This window comes from Modestobacter sp. VKM Ac-2977, from assembly GCF_026968045.1.
Taxonomy (GTDB): domain Bacteria; phylum Actinomycetota; class Actinomycetes; order Mycobacteriales; family Geodermatophilaceae; genus Modestobacter.
This window is the reverse complement of sequence record NZ_JAPVBQ010000001.1, coordinates 935,897-953,146: the sequence shown is the minus strand read 5'-3', so window position 1 is coordinate 953,146 and position 17,250 is coordinate 935,897. Positions and strand designations below refer to the sequence as shown.

The window sequence follows — 17,250 nt, the reverse complement described above, 5'->3', positions numbered from 1 at the left end:
TCTCCTCGTGGACCTCTCCCGCGCCGCCGCCGAAGCCGCCGACGCCACCGACCCGCTGGCCGGGTTCCGGACGCGGTTCACCGGTACCGACGACGACGGCCCCGACCGGCTGCTCTACCTGGACGGCAACTCCCTCGGCCGGCTGCCCCGGGAGACGCCCGCCGCGGTGGCCCGGGCCGTCGAGCAGGAGTGGGGACAGGGGCTCGTCGGCTCCTGGCGCGACTGGGTGCAGCAGTCCGGCCGGATCGGTGACGTCCTCGCCGAGGGTGTGCTGGGGGCGCAGCCCGGTGAGGTGCTGGTCGGCGACACGACCAGCGTCGACCTCTACAAGCTCCTGGTCGCCGCGGCCGACGCCCGCCCGGGCCGGGACGTGCTGGTCTGCAGCGCCGACGACTTCCCCACCGACCGGTACATCGTGGCCGGGGTGGCCCAGGCACGCGGGATGACGGTGCGCGAGGTCGAGGCGCACATCGACACCGGCCTGGACCTGGACGTGCTGGCCGGGGCGCTGGACGCGCGGGTCGCCGTCGTCGTCCTCTCGCAGGTGGCCTACCGGTCGGGCGCGCTGGTCGACATCACCGAGGTGACCCGGCTGGCCCGCGAGGCGGGGGCGCTGGTCGTGTGGGACCTCAGCCACGCCGCCGGCGCCGTGCCCGCCGACCTCACGGCGGCCGGCGCCGACCTGGCGGTCGGCTGCACCTACAAGTACCTCAACGGCGGCCCCGGGGCCCCGGCCTTCCTCTACGTGCGGCGCGAGCTGCAGGAGCAGCTGCGCCAGCCGATCTGGGGCTGGTTCGGCCAGCGCGACCAGTTCGCGATGGGGACGGCGTACGACCCGGCCGACGGCGTGGACCGGTTCGCCGTCGGCACTCCCCCGGTGCTGGCCATGGCGGCGGTGGAGGTCGGCGCCCGGTTGTCCGCGGAGGCCGGCATCGAGCGACTGGCCGCCAAGGGGCGGGCGCTGACCGAGCTGGTGATCGCACTGGCCGACGAGTGGCTGGCCGGGCACGGGGTCACCGTCGCCTCACCGCGGGAGGCCGTTCGGCGCGGGTCGCACGTCAGCCTCGCGCACCCGCAGGCGTGGCAGCTGACCCAGGCGCTGATCGACCGCGGCGTCGTCCCGGACTTCCGCACGCCCGACCGGCTGCGGCTGGGCCCGGCGCCGCTCTACACCCGGTTCGTCGACGTCTGGGACGCGATGGACCGGCTGCGCACCGTCCTCGCGGACGGGTCGCACGAGAGCTACCCGGTCGAGCGCGCCCGGGTCACCTGAGCCCGCACGGCGAGGTCCCTCAGGACTCGGCGAAGACGACGAAGTTGTCGTCGGTGGTGCGACCGTCGTCGTCGACGAAGCAGGTGATCAGGACCAGCCGGCCCGGCATCACGGTCCACACGTCGGTCGCGCCGGGCAGCGCGTCCTTGTCGTACCGCTCGGTGCGGCTGACCGTGTAGTCGACGCTGCCGCCGGAGGTCCGGACCGTCACGACGTCCCCGGTCGAGACCCCCGCCCCGTGGTCGCCGGGCATGAGCGCGTTGAACGCAGCCGCGCCCTTCGTCCACGAGTGGCCGGCGATGTAGACCGTGTTGTCCGGCTGGGCGCCCGGCTCGCCGTAGGGCTGGACCCAGTAGCCGTCGACCATCGACGGCGGGTCGATGACACCGCCCCGCGGCGTGTAGGGGAACACCGGGACGTCGAGGTCGACCGACGGCACCTCCAGTCGCACCGAGGACGTCCGCGGGGTCTCCGCGGTCGGTGTGGGCGTCGGCGTGGGGGGTGGGGCCTCCGGCGTGGGGACGGCGGGCGTCGTCGACGGTGCCGGGGCGGAGGTGGTCACCGACGGTGCGGCTGCGGCCCGCACGGCGCCGTCGCCCCGACCGCCGGTGAGCACCAGCGCCAGCAACACCGCCACGACGCCGAGCACGGCGACCCCCGCGAGGGCCGCCGTGCGTCGGGTCAGCTGCAGCGAGGAGCGCACGTCAGCCCTGGACGACCGACCGACGGCGCGAGCGGACGGCGCCACCCACGGCCAGCGCACCGACCGAGCCGAGCAGGACCGGCAGCAGCACGGACGGACCGGTGTCGCCACCGGTCTCCGACCGCAGACCCGGGTTCACCGCTGGAGCCACGACCTCGACCACCGAGAAGGTGGTCGAGAGGACCTGCCCCACCCCGCCGCCGGCGACGGACCTGAGCTGGTAGCGGCCCGGCTTGGTCGTGGCGGGGATGGTCATGGTGGCGGTCCGCCGGTCTGCGGAGAGGGTCGGATCCAACTGGATGCGCGCCTGCGCGATGAGGTCGCTGCCCGGGAGGTCCTCGAGCGAGAAGTCGCTGACCCCCAGGTCGGGGATGCCGAGCTCGGTCACGCGCGAGGAGGCCGGCAGGACCACGTCCATGGCCGTGCCGGCCGTGACCGGGACCACCGTGCAGGTGGGGGACGCCGTGGTGGAACAGCCCAACACGGACGTGGCCGAGGTGACGCTGGTCAGCGTCACGGCCGCAGGTGCGCCGGCCGAGAACTCGAGCTCCCAGGACGGCGTGCCCAGGAGGGTGCTCCAGCTCCCCGGCGTCGGCGCCAGGTTGGTCAGGCTGAGTCGTGCTGCCGGACCGTTGACACCGTCGTCGGCCGGCAGGTCGACGCGGTAGGTGCTCCCGCCGAGGTCCGTGACCACCAGCGGGTCCGCCGACACGGCCGGATCGGTGGAGTAGGTCCGCGTCTCCAGGCTCATGTGATCGGCCTTCGAGTACAGCGAGGCCTCGAGCCCGGGCCCGGTGGGCGCCAGTAGCGGCGGCAGGGCGAACGTGACCGTGCCACCCCAGGCGACCGGGATCATCTCGAGCACCCCAGGGGAGTGGTGGCCCTGCACCCCGGCCCGCATCTCGCCGAAGTTCTGCGGCTGGTCGACGACCAGGTCCACCGCCTCCGGAGCCAGCGTGGTCGTGGGGTTCGCCGGCGCGGCACCGGCCGCGGACACCCCCAGGCCCACGGACGCGACGGCAGCCAGAGTGACGATGCCTCCGCGGACGAGGGGACGGCGGACGAGACCACGGGACTCGGTACGGGACGGCATGGACGCCTCTCTCGCGCGGGGTGCGACACCCACCTGGCGTCGCCGAGGGCGAACCTATCCGTCCGGCGACTCAGCACAAGACCGATTGCCGCGGATCGCCCGAGTGGGTGACCAGCTCGTCGACAACTGCCAGCTGAGCCACGCGTCCATGTCAGTTGTGCCTACACCCTTCGGCACATCGAGGCCTACCCCAGCGCATCGAGCAGATCGTCAGGCGCTCACCGAGTCGGGCATGCCCAGCCACTCCCGCCAGCGCGGGTCGACGGTGCGGTGCCCGAGCAGCCGCCACGCGGCCCCGCTGGGGGCGCCGGGCGGGTGGGGCAGCGACCAGCCCATCTCGGCCAGCGACCGGTCGGCCTTGGTGTGGTTGCACCGCCGGCAGGCCGCGACGACGTTGTCCCAGGTGTGCGTACCACCGCGGCTGCGCGGCACGACGTGGTCGATGCTGGTGGCCGAGCCCCCGCAGTACACGCAGGTCTGCCCGTCCCGGGTGAAGACCGCGCGGCGGGACAGCGGCACCGAGACCGGGTACGGCACCCGCACGTACCGGGTCAGCCGCACCACGACCGGCACCGCCACGGTCACCCGCTCGGCGTGCACCTCGTCGTCGGTGACGTCGACGGCCTCCGCCTTGGCGGCCAGGACGAGCACGATCGCGCGGCGGCTGGACACCACGCACAACGGCTCGTAGGTGGCGTTGAGCAGGAGCGTCGCACCGGTCGTGCACGCCGCCGGGGCAGGCGTGTGCGGACGGGCGAGGACGTCGCGTCGGGAGCCGGCGGGACCCGGCCCGGACGACGACCCGAGTGCGGTGATCGACACGGGACACCTCCGAGTGCCCCCGGCCACCGACGGCTTCGACAGCCCACGGGCACCTGCCATCCTGCACTGGCAACGGTGGTCTCGGCCATCGACCGACCCGACGGCTGCCGGTGGCCGCGGCTACGGTCGGCGCGTGCGCTACCCCGACGCCCCCCGCCTGGACCTGATCGACGACCTGCACGGTCACCCGGTCGCCGATCCCTACCGCTGGCTCGAGGACGCCGAGGACCCACGCACCGTGGCCTGGGCCGCCGCCCAGGACGAGCTGGCCGCCGGCCTCCTCGCCGGCCTCCCCGGCCGTCCGGCGTTCGCCGACCGGCTGGCCGAACTGGTGCACGCCGGTGCGGTCGGCATCCCGGTGTGGCGCAACGGCCGGGCCTTCTCCACCCGGCGTGACCCCGGCCAGGAGCACGCCGTGCTGCGGGTCATCGAGCCCGACGGGGGCGTGCGGGTGCTGGTCGACCCGACAGCGCTGGACCCGGCCGGTACCACCACGCTCGACGCCTGGTCCCCCTCGTGGGAGGGCGACCGGCTGGCCTATCAGATCTCGGTCGGCGGCGACGAGGAGTCGCAGCTGTTCGTCCTGGACGTCGCCACCGGCGAGCTGGTCGAGGGCCCGATCGACCGCTGCCGCTACTCCCCCGTCGGCTGGCTGCCCGGCGGTCAGGAGCTGTTCTACGTGCGCCGGCTGGCCCCCGAGCTCGTCCCGGTCGGTGAGGAGCAGTTCCACCGCCGGGTGTGGCGCCACCGGGTGGGCAGCGATCCCGCCGACGACGTCCTGGTGCACGGCGAGGGCAGCGACCCCTCGACCTACTTCGGCGCCCGCACCAGCGCCGACGGCCGCTGGCTGGTCGTCTCCGCCTCGGTCGGCACCGCCCCGCGCGACGACGTCTGGCTGGCCGACCTGGCCGGGGACGGCGTCCTCCGCGAGCTGCAGGTCGGCGTGGACGCGCAGACCTCGGCCTGGGTGGCCCGCGACGGCCGGCTCTGGCTGCACACCGACCGGGACGCCCCCCGCAGCCGGCTGGTGGTGGCCGACCCGGCCGACCCGGCCAGCTGGGCGCCGGCGGCCTGGCACGAGGTGGTCCCGCAGTCCGACGACGGGGTGCTCGGCGACGTCGCCCTGGTCGACGGCCCGGACGGCGACCTGCGGGTGCTCGCCGTGCACGCGGTCGACGCCACCGACCGGCTCTCGCTGTGGGCCGCCGACGGCTCCGGCCGGTTGGCCGAGGTGACGGCCCTGCGCCCGGGCAGTGTCGCCGGCGTCAGCGCACCCCCGGAGGGCGGCACGACCGCCTGGGTCGGCTTCACCGACTACGCCACGCCCCCCTCGGTGCTGCGCTGGGACGCCGCCGACCCGGCCGCGCTCACCAGCCACGAGCAGGCCCCGGTGGCCGGCGCGGTGCCCGAGGTACGGGTGGTCGAGGCCCACGCGACCTCGCCGGACGGGACGCCGGTGCACCTGTTCGTGCTCTCCGGCACCGGCACCCCCGACACCCCGCGCCCGACCGTGCTCTACGGCTACGGCGGGTTCAACGTGTCGCTCACCCCGGCCTACACCGCGCAGGCCCTGGCCTGGGTGGCCGCCGGCGGGGTGTGGGTGGTGGCCAACCTGCGCGGCGGCTCCGAGCACGGGGAGGAGTGGCACCGGGCCGGGATGCGGGAACGCAAGCAGAACGTGTTCGACGACTTCGCCGCAGCCGCGGGTCACCTGATCGCCGAGGGCTGGACGGCGCCGGCCCAGCTGGCCGTCATGGGCGGCTCGAACGGCGGGCTGCTGGTCGGCGCCATGACCACCCAGCACCCCGACCTGGTGGCCGCCGTCGTCTGCAGCGCGCCGTTGCTGGACATGGTGCGGTACGAGCTGTTCGGGCTGGGCCGCACCTGGAACGACGAGTACGGCACCGCCGCCGACCCGGTCGAGCTCGGCTGGTTGCTGGGGTACTCGCCGTACCACCGGGTGGTCGAGGGCACCGACTACCCGGCGGTGCTGTTCACGACCTTCGAGTCCGACACCCGGGTCGACCCGCTGCACGCCCGCAAGCTGGCCGCGGCCCTGCAGCACGCGACGACGGCGGAGGCGCCGATCGTGCTGCGCCGGGAGCTGTCGGTGGGGCACGGCGCCCGGGCGGTCAGCCGCACGGTGGGTCTGGCCGCCGACCAGCTGGCCTTCCTGGCCGCGTACACCGGGCTGGTGCCCGCCCGGGCCTGAGGGCGGGGCGGGCACCGGCCGGAGGCGCTCACTCCAGGTCGGCGAACACGTTCTCCAGGTCGACGCCCTCGGGGACGACCCCGTCCTCCACGCCGAGGTCGAGCAGCACCTCGACCGAGTCCCGGTCGATCTCGGTCTGGTAGGCGGGCAGCGTCAGCTCCTGCGCGATCGCCGGGTCGATGTTCGTGTAGGAGCCCAGCACCTCGCGGACCTCGCCGGGGTGCTCGGTGGCGTACTGCTGCGCCTCCGCGATCGCGTCGGCGAAGGCCTGCACGGTGTCGGGGTTCTCGGCGGCGTACTGGTCGGAGGTGAAGTAGCCGGCGACGGTGAGCGCCTCGTCGGTCTGGGTGTAGGGGGCGGCGACCACGCGCATGCCCTGGCTGACCCCGACGGTGGCGAACGGCTCCACCGCGAAGGCCGCGTCCACCGAGCCGTCGGCGACCGCGGCGACCATGTTGGGGAAGGCCAGCTCCACGAACTGGATCGACGAGGGGTCGCCGCCGTCCTGCCGGACCGTCTCCCGGACGACGGTGTCGCTGATGTTGTTGATCGAGTTGATGGCGACCCTCTTCCCGGCCAGGTCGGCCGGTTCCTGCACCTCGGAGTCGGCGGGGACGATCACCGCGGCGAAGTCCTCCTCCGCGTTGCCGGTGGCCCCGGAGCCGGGGGCGACGAGGGCCAGCGGCACCCCCCGCGACTCGGCCTGCAGCAGGCTGGTGATGTTGGAGAAGCCGAACTCCGCCTCCCCGGCGAGCACCGCCGGGACGATGGCGGCGCCGCCCTGCGCCAGGAAGGGCTCCACCTCCAGGCCGTGGTCGGCGAAGATCCCGACCTCCTGGGCCAGGTACAGCGGCGCCACGTCCACGATCGGGATGGCGCCCACGCGCACGGTGGTCAGCTCGTCCGATCCCGCGCCGGCCACGGGCTCGGCCGCGTCGTCCTCGCCGCCACAACCGGTCAGCACGAGGGCGCCGATCACCATCGGGCCCAGCACCATCGAGCTCCTCGACGTCCTGCGCACGCGTTCCTCCAGGGGATCTCGACGCCCGCCGGGCAACGCGACGGGTCGTCGTTCGGGTGGGCGGGTGGCGGCGGACGCTAGGTCGTGAGGCAGGTCACGTCAACGGGCCCTTCCGTCACGCGGCAGCCCGGTCCGGGCAACTTCCGGGCATGTCGGTACCGGAACGCGGGCGGCACGCCGACCGGCTCCGCTGCCGGTGATCGACGGTGCACCGTCGACCTGCCACACTCCCGCGTCATGGAACGGGCACGCGCGGTGACCGCCGCCCTCAGCGACAGGGGACGCTGCTGAGCCGCCGCCGTCCTCGGTCCGACCGCGGGACCACCCGACCGGCCACGTACGGGCAGGTCTTCGCGGTCGGCGAGTTCCGGCCGCTCTTCGGCTCCTACCTGCTCTCCACCATCGGCGACGAGCTCGCCCGGGTCGCGCTGACCGTGCTCGTCTACCAACGCACCGAGTCGGCACTGCTGTCGGCGATCACCTTCGGCATCAGCTACCTGCCGTGGGTCCTCGGCGGCCCGGTGCTGGCCGCACTGGCCGACCGCCTCCCCCGGCACCGGGTGCTGATCGCCAGCGACGTCGCGCGCGCGGTGCTGGTGGCCGCCATGGCCCTCCCCGGCCTGCCGCTGGCGCTGTTGCTGGGTCTGCTGCTGCTGGTGTCGCTGTGCTCGCCACCGTTCGAGGCGGCCCGGTCGGCGCTGATGGCGGATGTGCTGGAGGGCGACCGCTATGCCGTGGCCACCTCGCTGACCGGCGTCACGGCCCAGCTCTCCCAGCTGATCGGCTTCCTGCTCGGCGGCGCCCTGCTGCTCCACTTCTCCCCCTCGGCGGCGTTGCTGCTCAACGCCGCCACCTTCGCCGTCTCCGCCGGCTGGCTGGCCCTCGGCCTGCAGCGCCGCCCCGCACCGGGGTCGGCCGACGCGGAGACGGAGGTCCGGTCGCTGTGGCGGGAGACCGCCAGCGGCATGCGGTTCGTCGCCGCCACGCCACGGCTGCTGTCGATCGTCGGCGTGCTCTGGGTGGCCGCTCTGTTCGTCAACGCGCCCGAGGGCATCGCCACCCCGCTGGGCCTGCAGTTGCAGGGCACCACCGCTGCCACCGGCATCCTGCTGGCCGCCGCGCCGGCCGGCACCGCCCTCGGCGGTCTGGTCGTGGGCCGGTTCTGCCCGCCGCACGTCCGCGAGCGGCTGCTGGCCCCGCTGGTGGCGCTGTCCCTCGGCGGCGTGCTGCTGGCCGGGCTGGTGCCGGTGTGGCTGGGCACCGGCACCGCCGCGTTCGCCGCCGTGGTGGCTCTCTTCTTCGTCGCCGGGATCGGCGGGGCATGCTCGATCCCGCTGAACGTCGCCTTCGTGCAGGCGGTGCCCAGTGCCTACCGCGGGCGGGCGTTCGGGGTGGCGGCCGCTGGACTGGCCGGCGTCCAGGGGCTCGGTGTCGTGTTCGCCGGCCTCGGTGCCGAGGCCCTGGCACCCAGCACGGTGGTGGCCCTGTCCGGCGGCATCGGGCTCGTCGTCGTCGTCGTCCCGCTGATCGCCCTGCGGCGCAGCCGACCGGAGGGGGTCACGGCCCGCGTGAGCCCCGCGCCCGTCCCTGGAGGACCATCGCAGTCATGAGCGAGACGAGCCGGCCGCTGCCCTCGGCGGGCAGCTTCTACGACGAGATCGGTGGCGAGCAGACCTTCCGCGCCCTCGTCGCGCACTTCTACGGCGCGGTCCGGGAGGACCCGATCCTGCGCCCGATGTACCCGGCCGACGACTGGGACGGCGCCGAGACGCGGCTGCGGATGTTCCTGGAGCAGTACTGGGGCGGCCCGCGCACCTACTCCGAGGAGCGCGGGCACCCCCGGCTGCGGATGCGGCACGCGCCCTTCGCCGTCGACGAGAAGGCGCGCGATGCGTGGCTGACCCACATGCGCGCCGCCGTCGACAGCCTGGGCCTCACCGCCGAGCAGGACGCCACGTTGTGGGGTTACCTGGAGATGGCGGCGCACAGCATGCAGAACCGCTGACCGACCCCCTGCGCCGCGGCCGCACCTGCACCGACCTCCCGAGGAGCCTCCGCTGAGCCAGCACCCGACGCCCGTCTCCCCCACCACCGCCGACTGGTGGCGGGACGCGGTCTTCTACCAGGTCTACGTGCGCAGCTTCGCCGACGCCACCGGCGACGGCGTCGGCGACCTCGAGGGCATCCGGGCGCACCTGCCGTACCTCGCCGAGCTCGGGGTCGACGCGCTGTGGATCACGCCCTTCTACCCCTCGCCGATGCACGACCACGGGTACGACGTCGCCGACCCCCGTGGCGTGGAGCCGGTCTTCGGCGACCTGGCCGGGTTCGACGCGCTGCTGGCCGACGCCCACGCGCTGGGCCTGCGGGTGACCATCGACCTGGTCCCCAACCACAGCTCCCACGACCACGAGTGGTTCGCCGAGGCGCTGGCCGCCCCGCCGGGCTCGCCGGCCCGGGACCGCTACTTCTTCCGCGACGGGTCCGGCCCGGACGGCGCCCAGCCGCCGAACAACTGGCCCTCGGTGTTCGGCGGTCCGGCCTGGACCCGGGTGCCCGACGGCCAGTGGTACCTGCACCTGTTCGCCCCCGAGCAGCCCGACCTGGACTACAGCAACCCCGAGGTGGTCACCGACCTCGAGGAGACCCTGCACTTCTGGCTGGACCGCGGGGTGGACGGCTTCCGGATCGACGTGGCGCACGGGATGGCCAAGCCCGCCGGGCTGCCGGACATGGTGCCGGCCGAGGACACCGGCCTGTTCGCCGACGACGGCCCCGGCGACCTGCGGTTCGACCAGGACCACGTGCACGCGCTGCACCAGCGGGTGCGGGCGGTGCTGGACCAGTACCCCGACCGGATGGCGGTCGGCGAGGTCTGGGTCTTCGACGACGAGCGGCTGGCCCAGTACCTGCGCCCGGACGAACTGCACCTGGCGTTCAACTTCCGGCTGCTGACCGCCGAGTGGGACGCCGAGGAGCTGCGTTCGGCGGTCGAGCACTCGCTGGCCACGGTCGCCGCCACCCCGGCGCCGGCCTGCTGGGTGCTGTCCAACCACGACCGGCCCCGGCACGTCACGCGCTACGGCGGCGGCGAGGTCGGCACCCGGCGGGCCCGGGCTGCCGCACTGCTGCAGCTGGCCCTGCCCGGCGTCGCCTACGTCTACAACGGCGACGAGCTCGGCATGCCCGACGTCGACCTGCCCGACGAGGTGCTCCAGGACCCGATCTGGGAGCGGTCGGGCCGCACCGAGCGCGGCCGGGACGGCTGCCGGGTCCCGGTCCCCTGGTCCGGTGACCAGCCGCCGTACGGGTTCTCCACCAGCGCCGACACCTGGCTGCCGATGCCCGCCGGCTGGGCGCCGCTGACCGCCGCGGCCCAGACCGACGACGCCGACTCGATGCTGTCGCTGTACCGGGCGGCGTTGGCGCTGCGTCACAGCTCCTCGGTCTTCGCCGGCGACGGCGTGGAGTGGCTGCCCGCCCCGGAGGGCTGCCTGGTGTTCCGGCGACCAGGTGGACTGGTGTGCCTGCTCAACCTCTCCGCCGCCCCGGTCCCGCTGCCGGAGGGGCAACTGCTGCTGGCGAGCGCACCGGTCGCCGACGGTCAGGTGCCGGTGGACGGCGCGGTGTGGCTGCGCCCGTGAGCCGGGCCGACCAGCTCTCCAGGTGCGTGCCCGGGTAGGGCAGACTCTCAGCCGACCCGCGGCGCACCGCGCCGACCTGCACCTCAGGAGGACCCGTGGCCACTGCCTCGATGCCCGCGCTGCCGGCGCGCCCGCTCGTTCTCGCCGACCTCGTGCCGGCCGTCCGGGCGCGCAACGTCGCACTGGTCGGCCTGGGCGTGCTGTTCACCGCACTGCTCGCCCAGGTGTCCATCCCGGTCCCGGGCTCGCCCGTGCCGATCACCGGCCAGACGCTGGCGGTCGTGCTGACCGCGGCCAGCCTGGGGCCGGTCCGCGGGGTGGCGGTACAGGCCGTCTACATCATCGCGGCGCTGGTCGGGCTGCCCTTCTACTCCGAGGCCAGCGGAGGCGTCGAGGTCGTCTTCGGCGCCACCGGTGGGTACGTCGTCGGCTTCATCCCCGCCGCCTTCCTGATCGGCCTGGCCGCCCGTCGCGGCATGGACCGCCAGCCGCTGAAGGCCGCGCCGCTGTTCGTCGCCGGCCAGGCCGTCATCTTCGCCGTCGGCGTGCCGTGGCTCGCCGTCAGCGCCGGGCTCTCGGCCTCGGCAGCGCTGGAGGCGGGCTTCTACCCCTTCATCGTCGGTGGCCTGGTCAAGGCGGTCGTGGCCGCCGGCGTGCTGAGCGGGGCCTGGGCACTGGTCCGCCGCAGCCGCTGACCTCTCCGGTCACCGAACGAGAACCGCCCCGGGCGGTGTCCGCCATCGCGGACACCGCACCGGGGCGGTTCTCGTTGCTGCACCGTGCAGCGGGTCAGGCCGCGGGCTCGTCCAGGTAGCGGCTGAGGAAGGTCTTCTCCTCCGGGGTGAGCCGACGGGGCCGGTCCAGCGCGAAGTCGAAGGTCACCAGCAGGGTGCTGCCGGTGACGGCCAGCCGGCCGTGGTCGAAGAGCTCGTAGTGGCAGGTGAACGCGGCCGCCCGGACGCCGGAGACCCAGACCTGCACCTGGAGCGGCTCGGCGTCGTAGAGGACCGGCCGCTTGTAGGCGATCTCGTGCGACGCGACCACGATCCCCCGGCGCAGGCCGGTCTTCTCGTCGTGGGTGGGCTGGTCGAAGAACAGGTCCACCCGAGCCATCTCGAAGTAGCCGAGGAAGGCCACGTTGTTGATGTGCTGGTAGGCGTCCATGTCCGACCAGCGCATCGGGACGGCGACGGTGTGCCTCACACCCGTCACCCTGCCTCATGGTCCGTCGCCGTCCGCACGGCCCCTGTTCCGCACCGGGCCGTGCAGGCCTACGGTGCCGTCGTGGACCCGTGGGCGGAGACAGAGCCGGGCGTGTTGGTGCTGCCGTCAGGACGCCGCGTCCGCGGTCGTGGCCTGCGGCGACCGTTGCCCGACGGCAATCCGTCACCGGCCTTCGGCCTGTACCTGCTGGGCCGCCCGCCCTGCCCCGTCCCGTGGACGACCCGCTGGGTGTGCTGGCCGGACTTCCGGTTGCCCACCGCGCCCGTCGACCTGCACGACGCGTTGCGCGAACTGTGGCAGCGGGCGGACACCGAGCGGGTCGAGGTCGCCTGCTCGGGCGGCACCGGGCGCACCGGGACGGCGCTGGCCTGCCTGGCGGTCCTGGACGGGCTCCCCCCGGCCCGGGCGGTCGCCTTCGTACGCGGTCACTACCGCAGGCACGCGGTGGAGACCCGCGGCCAGGCCCGTTTCGTCGCCAGCTTCACCGCCTGACGGAGTGCCCCCGCATCCGCTGACGAGGGGCCCGCAGACGGCGACGGCCGGCCGGAGCACTGAGCTCCGACCGGCCGCCTGCCGATGCCACGGCCCCCGTGCAGGGTCCCGGTACGAGCTTGCGAGTGCCGGGGGCACGGGGGTCCTTCTTCAGTCCCGCGTGAGCTTCCGGTAGGTGGCGCGGTGCGGGCGGGCGGCGTCCGGGCCGAGCCGCTCGACCTTGTTCTTCTCGTAGTCGTCGAAGTTGCCCTCGAACCAGAACCACTTCGAGTCGCCCTCGTAGGCCAGGATGTGCGTCGCCACCCGGTCGAGGAACCACCGGTCGTGGCTGACGACCACTGCACAGCCGGGGAACTCCAGCAGCGCGCCCTCCAGGCTGGTGAGCGTCTCGGTGTCCAGGTCGTTGGTGGGCTCGTCGAGCAGCAGCAGGTTGCCGCCCTGCTTGAGCGTCAGGGCCAGGTTCAGCCGGTTGCGCTCACCGCCGGAGAGCACGCCGGCCTTCTTCTGCTGGTCCGGGCCCTTGAAGCCGAACGCCGAGACGTAGGCCCGCGAGGGCATCTCCACGTTGCCGACCTTGATGTGGTCCAGGCCGTCGGAGACGACCTCCCACAGGCTCTTGGCCGGGTCGATCCCGCTGCGGCTCTGCTCGACGTAGCTGATCTTGACCGTCTCGCCGACCTTGATCTCGCCGTCGTCGGGCTTGTCCTGGTCGACCAGCATCTTGAACAGGGTCGTCTTGCCGACGCCGTTGGGCCCGACCACGCCGACGATGCCGTTGCGCGGCAGCGTGAAGGAGAGGTCGTCGATGAGCACCCGGTCGCCGAAGCCCTTGGTCAGCTTGTTGGTCTCGATGACCACGTTGCCCAGCCGCGGGCCCGGCGGGATCTGGATCTCCTCGAAGTCCAGCTTGCGGAACTTGTCCGCCTCGGTGGCCATCTCCTCGTAGCGGGCCAACCGCGCCTTGCTCTTGGCCTGGCGGGCCTTGGCGCCCGAGCGCACCCACTCCAGCTCGTCCTTCAGCCGCTTGGCGCGCTTGGCGTCCTTGGCGCCCTCGACCTTGAGCCGGGTGGCCTTGGTCTCCAGGTAGGTGGAGTAGTTGCCCTCGTAGGGGTAGGCCCGGCCGCGGTCGAGCTCGAGGATCCACTGGGCGACGTTGTCCAGGAAGTACCGGTCGTGGGTGACGGCGACGACGGTGCCGGCGTACTTCTCCAGGTGCTGCTCCAGCCACGCGACGCTCTCCGCGTCCAGGTGGTTGGTGGGCTCGTCCAGCAGCAGCAGGTCGGGGGCCTCCAGCAGCAGCTTGCACAGCGCCACGCGGCGGCGCTCACCACCGGAGAGCACCCGGACGTCGGCGTCGCCGGGCGGACAGCGCAGCGCGTCCATGGCCTGCTCGATGCGGTTGTCGAGCTCCCAGCCGTCGGCGTTCTCGATGACCTCCATGAGCTCGCCCTGCTCGGCCATCAGCGCGTCGAAGTCGGCGTCGGGCTCGCCCATCGCGGCGCTGACCTCCTCGAAGCGGGTGAGCGCCGCGCGGAGGTCCTTCACCGCCTCCTCCACGTTGCCGCGGACGTCGAGGTCCTCGTTGAGGGGCGGCTCCTGCTCGAGGATGCCGACCGAGGCGCCGGGGGCCAGCACGGTGTCCCCGTTGGAGGCTGTCTCCATGCCGGCCATGATCTTCAGGACGGTCGACTTGCCGGCACCGTTGGGGCCGACGACACCGATCTTCGCGCCGGGCAGGAACGCCAGCGTCACGTCGTCGAGGATCACCTTGTCGCCGTGCGCCTTGCGCGCACGGACCATCGAGTAGATGTACTGGGCCACTGAGTGGGAGCCTTCCGTCAGGTCGCGAGTGGGGGCGGGGCGGGGCGGCCGTGCTCGGCGGCACCTGCCCCGCCCCCTGCGTTCTCAGCTCCGATCCTCCCAGCCGGGGAGGCTCACGTCAGCGCCGGGACCGCCGGCTCCTCGGACGTGACCTCGGAGTCCGTCTCGTCCAACGTCGCCTCCCCTCGGATGTAGTCCGTGGGCCGCTGCGCGTAGGGGTCCTCGTCCGACGGCGTCTCCTCCTCGCTCGGCTCCTGCGGGGCCGGGAGGGCGGCGGACCGGTCGACGCGAGCCGGCCGGGTGAAGTCCGACCACCCCCGGGCCAGGTTCAGCCCGACCGCGGTGGCCTTGATCCGGTTGGAACTGCGCCGCCCGGCCTCGCTCTCCCAGGACTCGGTCGACAGGTTGCCGACGACGACGACCGGGTCGCCCTTGGTGACGCTGCGGGCGACGTTGCCGCCCAGCTCGTTCCAGCAGGCCACGTCGATCCACAGCGTGGCGCCGTCGACGAAGCCCTTGGTCTCCTCGTCCCAGCGGCGGGACGTGGACGCCATCCGGAAGTTGGTCACCGACCCGTTGCTGGTGCGGTTCTGGCGTGGGACGTCGACCACGTTGCCGACGACGTGCAGAGGGGTGTCGTTCACGGTGCTCCTCAGGGTGCAGTCCCCGGCGACCTGCCGGGCTGTGACCACCGTCCAGCGCGCAGACCCGGCGGGACAGGCGCCCGGGCCGGCTGTGGACGCACCCGCTCGCTGTGGACGACCGGCGTCGTCCCGTCGGGGCCCACCGCTACGGCGCGCTACCGGGTTCCGGGCGCGACCCCCCGTACCGATGCGATGATCTGGCGACGAGCGCCCGTAGCTCAGCGGATAGAGCAGGTGCCTTCTAAGCACTTGGCCGCAGGTTCGATCCCTGCCGGGCGCGCCACCTGACCGGACAGCACCCAGGCGGCCTGGCAGCCCGCTGCGCTGATGGCTCCACGGGGCCCGGGCGGACGAGGCGCCGACCGTGGTCGGCAGCAGCTCGAGTCCGCGAGGAGACGTCGCATCGACGCTCCGATCAGCCGGGGAGACAGCAGGTCGGCGGGGCGCTGAGCGTGCGCCCCGCCGACCGACTCAGATGTGCGTGCTGGACGAGTCCTACTCGTCGAGCTCCTCTTCCTCTTCGAGCACGTCGCCCTCTTCGACGACGCCGGTGTCCTCGGCGGCCTCGTCGCCACCACAGGCGGTCATGGTGAACGACGCGGCGGCGATGGCGACGCCAGCAGCGGCGGAGCGCCACCGGTTGCGGCGTGCGGGCAGTGAGATGCTGTTCATCGTTCTCCTCGTGGTCGTTCGGCCATGGCCGAGTCCGGATGTACGCAGTCCCGGCATGCCCGCCGTCCCGTCGCCCTAACCCCGGTACGGCGATCAACGTCACAGGGCCACGGGGAGCGGGGACCCTGCAGGTGGGCGCCGACGCGGGTCGGTCGATCAGCCCGCGCAGGGCGCCTCGACACCGCGCGGGCATGGACACCGCCGTCCCGACACCGTCACCGCCCGGGCGGGTCGACGACGTCGATGACGATCAGCTGACACCTCTGCCGAGACGGTGCGGCTGGACCGGTGTGCGGGCACGGCACCACGGGCACGACGATGCGCGACCCGGTCCAGCAGTCGATCCACGGCAGGCCCCTCGGGCCAGGAACGTGAGGCACGAACGTGCGAGTCGGACGGCCACGCACCCAGCAGGCCCGGGGCCCGGAGCAGCCACCACGGGAGCCCGCGGTGTCGGCTGCAGGTGATCCGGCCGATCCAGGCGGCACCACGACCGAGCCGGTGGCCACGGACGGCACGGAGCGTGCGCCCCGGCGGCCACCCCTCGCCGTCGTACCGGACTGGGCGGTGCGCGCCATGGCCGTGGGGGGCGGGGTCCTGGCTCTCGCCGCGGTCGGCTGGCTGCTCTTCTGGTTGCTGCTCCGGCTGCCGTTGGTCACCTTCGCCGTGGCGCTGGCCCTGCTCCTGACCGCCCTGACAGCGCCGATCTCCCGCGGGCTGCGGCGCGCCGGGCTGCCGGCCGCGGTTGCCGCGCTGATGGCGGTGCTCACCCTGCTCGGCGTCCTGCTGGGCATCGGCTTCCTCGTCGGCTTCCGGGCCGTCTCGACGATCCAGGACCTCACCCGACCACTGGCCGCGGGGATCGACCGCATCCGCGTCTGGCTGATCGAGGGGCCGCTGGGCCTGAACCCCCAGCAGGTCGCCGACCTCCGCAACGAGGTCGTCACCCGGCTCTACGAGGTCGTCCCCGACCCCGCGGCCGGCGCCCGGATGGCCGTGTACGTCCTCGGCGCCCTGGTGCTCGTCGCCTTCCTCGTCTTCTTCCTGCTCAAGGACGGCGAGAGCATGTGGCGCTGGCTGGTGGAGCGCGTGCCCGACCGGCGGCGCGACCAGGTCGACGGCGCCGGACGCGCGGCGTGGACCACCCTGGCCAGCTACGTGCGGGGCACCGTCGTCGTCGCGTTCATCGACGCCGTCGGCATCGGCCTCGGACTGCTCCTGCTCGGCGTCCCGCTCTGGATCTCCCTGACCCTGCTCACCTTCGTGGGCGCCTTCATCCCCCTCCTGGGGGCCACCGTCAGCGGTGCGGTGGCCGTGCTGGTCACCATGGTCACCAACGGCACGACCGACGCGATCATCATCCTGGTGGTGGTCCTGGTGGTGCAGCAGGTCGAGGGGAACGTGCTGCAGCCGCTCATCATGGGCCACGCCCTGGACCTGCACCCCGTCGTGATCCTGGTCGCGGTCACGGCCGGCGGGCTGCTGTTCGGGGTGGCCGGGGCACTGCTCGCCGTGCCGTTCGTGGCCGTGTCCTACCGGGTGCTCGAACACGTGCGCCTGCACCCGGTTCCCACTGCCCAGGACCCGCCGCCCTCCCGAGGAGCCACCGCGGTCGAGGGCGCTCGATAG

At 73.6% G+C, this 17,250-nt stretch carries 16 protein-coding genes and 1 tRNA gene; 9 read left to right on the top strand and 8 right to left on the bottom strand.

Features of this window, described 5'->3' with window-relative positions; genetic code table 11:
- Nucleotides 1–7 precede the first annotated feature (7 nt).
- Nucleotides 8–1,273: a kynureninase gene (kynU, locus tag O2V63_RS04665; RefSeq protein ID WP_269166395.1), complete on the top strand. Its 1,266-nt coding sequence runs from the start codon at nucleotides 8–10 to the stop codon at nucleotides 1,271–1,273.
- Nucleotides 1,274–1,292: 19 nt separating this feature from the next.
- Here kynU and O2V63_RS04660 read toward each other — a convergent pair whose 3' ends face one another.
- From O2V63_RS04660 to O2V63_RS04650, 3 genes are all read right to left on the bottom strand, one after another.
- The gene (locus O2V63_RS04660; protein ID WP_269166394.1) at nucleotides 1,293–1,976 is read right to left on the bottom strand and encodes a class F sortase; all 684 of its coding nucleotides are present in this window, start codon (nucleotides 1,974–1,976) and stop codon (nucleotides 1,293–1,295) included.
- Between the two features lies 1 nt (nucleotide 1,977).
- A complete protein-coding gene (locus O2V63_RS04655) occupies nucleotides 1,978–2,985 on the bottom strand; it encodes a hypothetical protein (RefSeq protein WP_269166393.1) in 1,008 nt (335 codons plus the stop codon).
- Nucleotides 2,986–3,279: 294 nt separating this feature from the next.
- On the bottom strand, nucleotides 3,280–3,891 hold the full coding sequence (locus tag O2V63_RS04650) for an HNH endonuclease (RefSeq protein WP_331253781.1): 612 nt from the start codon (nucleotides 3,889–3,891) through the stop codon (nucleotides 3,280–3,282).
- Between the two features lie 133 nt (nucleotides 3,892–4,024).
- Here O2V63_RS04650 and O2V63_RS04645 point away from each other — a divergent pair, with 133 nt between their 5' ends.
- Entirely contained in the window at nucleotides 4,025–6,103 is a 2,079-nt protein-coding gene (locus O2V63_RS04645; RefSeq protein ID WP_269166392.1) for a prolyl oligopeptidase family serine peptidase, read from the top strand.
- 28 nt (nucleotides 6,104–6,131) lie between these two features.
- Here the strand turns inward: O2V63_RS04645 and O2V63_RS04640 are convergent, their stop codons facing one another.
- Nucleotides 6,132–7,100, bottom strand: a complete 969-nt coding sequence (locus O2V63_RS04640) for an ABC transporter substrate-binding protein (RefSeq protein ID WP_269166391.1) — start codon at nucleotides 7,098–7,100, stop codon at nucleotides 6,132–6,134.
- Nucleotides 7,101–7,330: 230 nt separating this feature from the next.
- Between O2V63_RS04640 and O2V63_RS04635 the strand changes: the two genes are divergently transcribed.
- From O2V63_RS04635 to O2V63_RS04620, 4 genes are all read left to right on the top strand, one after another.
- Nucleotides 7,331–8,734: an MFS transporter gene (locus tag O2V63_RS04635; RefSeq protein ID WP_269166390.1), complete on the top strand. Its 1,404-nt coding sequence runs from the start codon at nucleotides 7,331–7,333 to the stop codon at nucleotides 8,732–8,734.
- Nucleotides 8,731–9,129, top strand: coding sequence for a globin (locus O2V63_RS04630; RefSeq protein ID WP_269166389.1), 399 nt, complete (start codon nucleotides 8,731–8,733; stop codon nucleotides 9,127–9,129). Before O2V63_RS04635 ends, O2V63_RS04630 begins: the two co-directional genes overlap by 4 nt.
- Before the next feature lie 127 nt (nucleotides 9,130–9,256).
- Entirely contained in the window at nucleotides 9,257–10,768 is a 1,512-nt protein-coding gene (locus tag O2V63_RS04625; RefSeq protein ID WP_269166388.1) for a glycoside hydrolase family 13 protein, read from the top strand.
- A gap of 95 nt (nucleotides 10,769–10,863) precedes the next feature.
- Nucleotides 10,864–11,463 carry a biotin transporter BioY gene (locus tag O2V63_RS04620; protein WP_269166387.1) on the top strand — a complete coding sequence of 200 codons (600 nt, stop codon included), beginning with the start codon at nucleotides 10,864–10,866 and terminating at the stop codon, nucleotides 11,461–11,463.
- A gap of 94 nt (nucleotides 11,464–11,557) precedes the next feature.
- Here the strand turns inward: O2V63_RS04620 and O2V63_RS04615 are convergent, their stop codons facing one another.
- A complete protein-coding gene (locus tag O2V63_RS04615) occupies nucleotides 11,558–11,971 on the bottom strand; it encodes an acyl-CoA thioesterase (RefSeq protein ID WP_269166386.1) in 414 nt (137 codons plus the stop codon).
- A 165-nt stretch (nucleotides 11,972–12,136) separates the two neighbouring features.
- On the opposite strand from O2V63_RS04615, the gene O2V63_RS04610 reads away from it, so the two are divergent.
- On the top strand, nucleotides 12,137–12,484 hold the full coding sequence (locus O2V63_RS04610) for a protein-tyrosine phosphatase family protein (protein WP_269166385.1): 348 nt from the start codon (nucleotides 12,137–12,139) through the stop codon (nucleotides 12,482–12,484).
- 150 nt (nucleotides 12,485–12,634) lie between these two features.
- On the opposite strand, the gene ettA is transcribed toward O2V63_RS04610, so the two are convergent.
- Together ettA and ssb are read right to left on the bottom strand one after the other, a co-directional pair.
- Nucleotides 12,635–14,305 (bottom strand): energy-dependent translational throttle protein EttA, encoded by a 1,671-nt coding sequence (gene ettA / locus O2V63_RS04605; RefSeq protein ID WP_269166384.1) that lies wholly within the window; start codon nucleotides 14,303–14,305, stop codon nucleotides 12,635–12,637.
- A 113-nt stretch (nucleotides 14,306–14,418) separates the two neighbouring features.
- Nucleotides 14,419–14,949: a single-stranded DNA-binding protein gene (ssb, locus tag O2V63_RS04600; protein ID WP_269166383.1), complete on the bottom strand. Its 531-nt coding sequence runs from the start codon at nucleotides 14,947–14,949 to the stop codon at nucleotides 14,419–14,421.
- Nucleotides 14,950–15,156: 207 nt separating this feature from the next.
- Between ssb and O2V63_RS04595 the strand changes: the two genes are divergently transcribed.
- A tRNA-Arg gene (locus tag O2V63_RS04595) sits at nucleotides 15,157–15,232 on the top strand.
- 212 nt (nucleotides 15,233–15,444) lie between these two features.
- On the opposite strand, the gene O2V63_RS04590 is transcribed toward O2V63_RS04595, so the two are convergent.
- On the bottom strand, nucleotides 15,445–15,621 hold the full coding sequence (locus O2V63_RS04590; RefSeq protein ID WP_269166382.1) for a hypothetical protein: 177 nt from the start codon (nucleotides 15,619–15,621) through the stop codon (nucleotides 15,445–15,447).
- A 450-nt stretch (nucleotides 15,622–16,071) separates the two neighbouring features.
- Here O2V63_RS04590 and O2V63_RS04585 point away from each other — a divergent pair, with 450 nt between their 5' ends.
- Entirely contained in the window at nucleotides 16,072–17,250 is a 1,179-nt protein-coding gene (locus tag O2V63_RS04585; RefSeq protein ID WP_269166381.1) for an AI-2E family transporter, read from the top strand.

Bases quoted from the DNA above. Each gene is read 5' to 3' on its own strand.
- O2V63_RS04640 (WP_269166391.1), bottom strand. From the start codon at position 7,100: ATGGTGCTGGGCCCGATGGTGATCGGCGCCCTCGTGCTGACCGGTTGT.
- O2V63_RS04590 (WP_269166382.1), bottom strand. From the start codon at position 15,621: ATGAACAGCATCTCACTGCCCGCACGCCGCAACCGGTGGCGCTCCGCC.
- O2V63_RS04630 (WP_269166389.1), top strand. From the start codon at position 8,731: ATGAGCGAGACGAGCCGGCCGCTGCCCTCGGCGGGCAGCTTCTACGAC.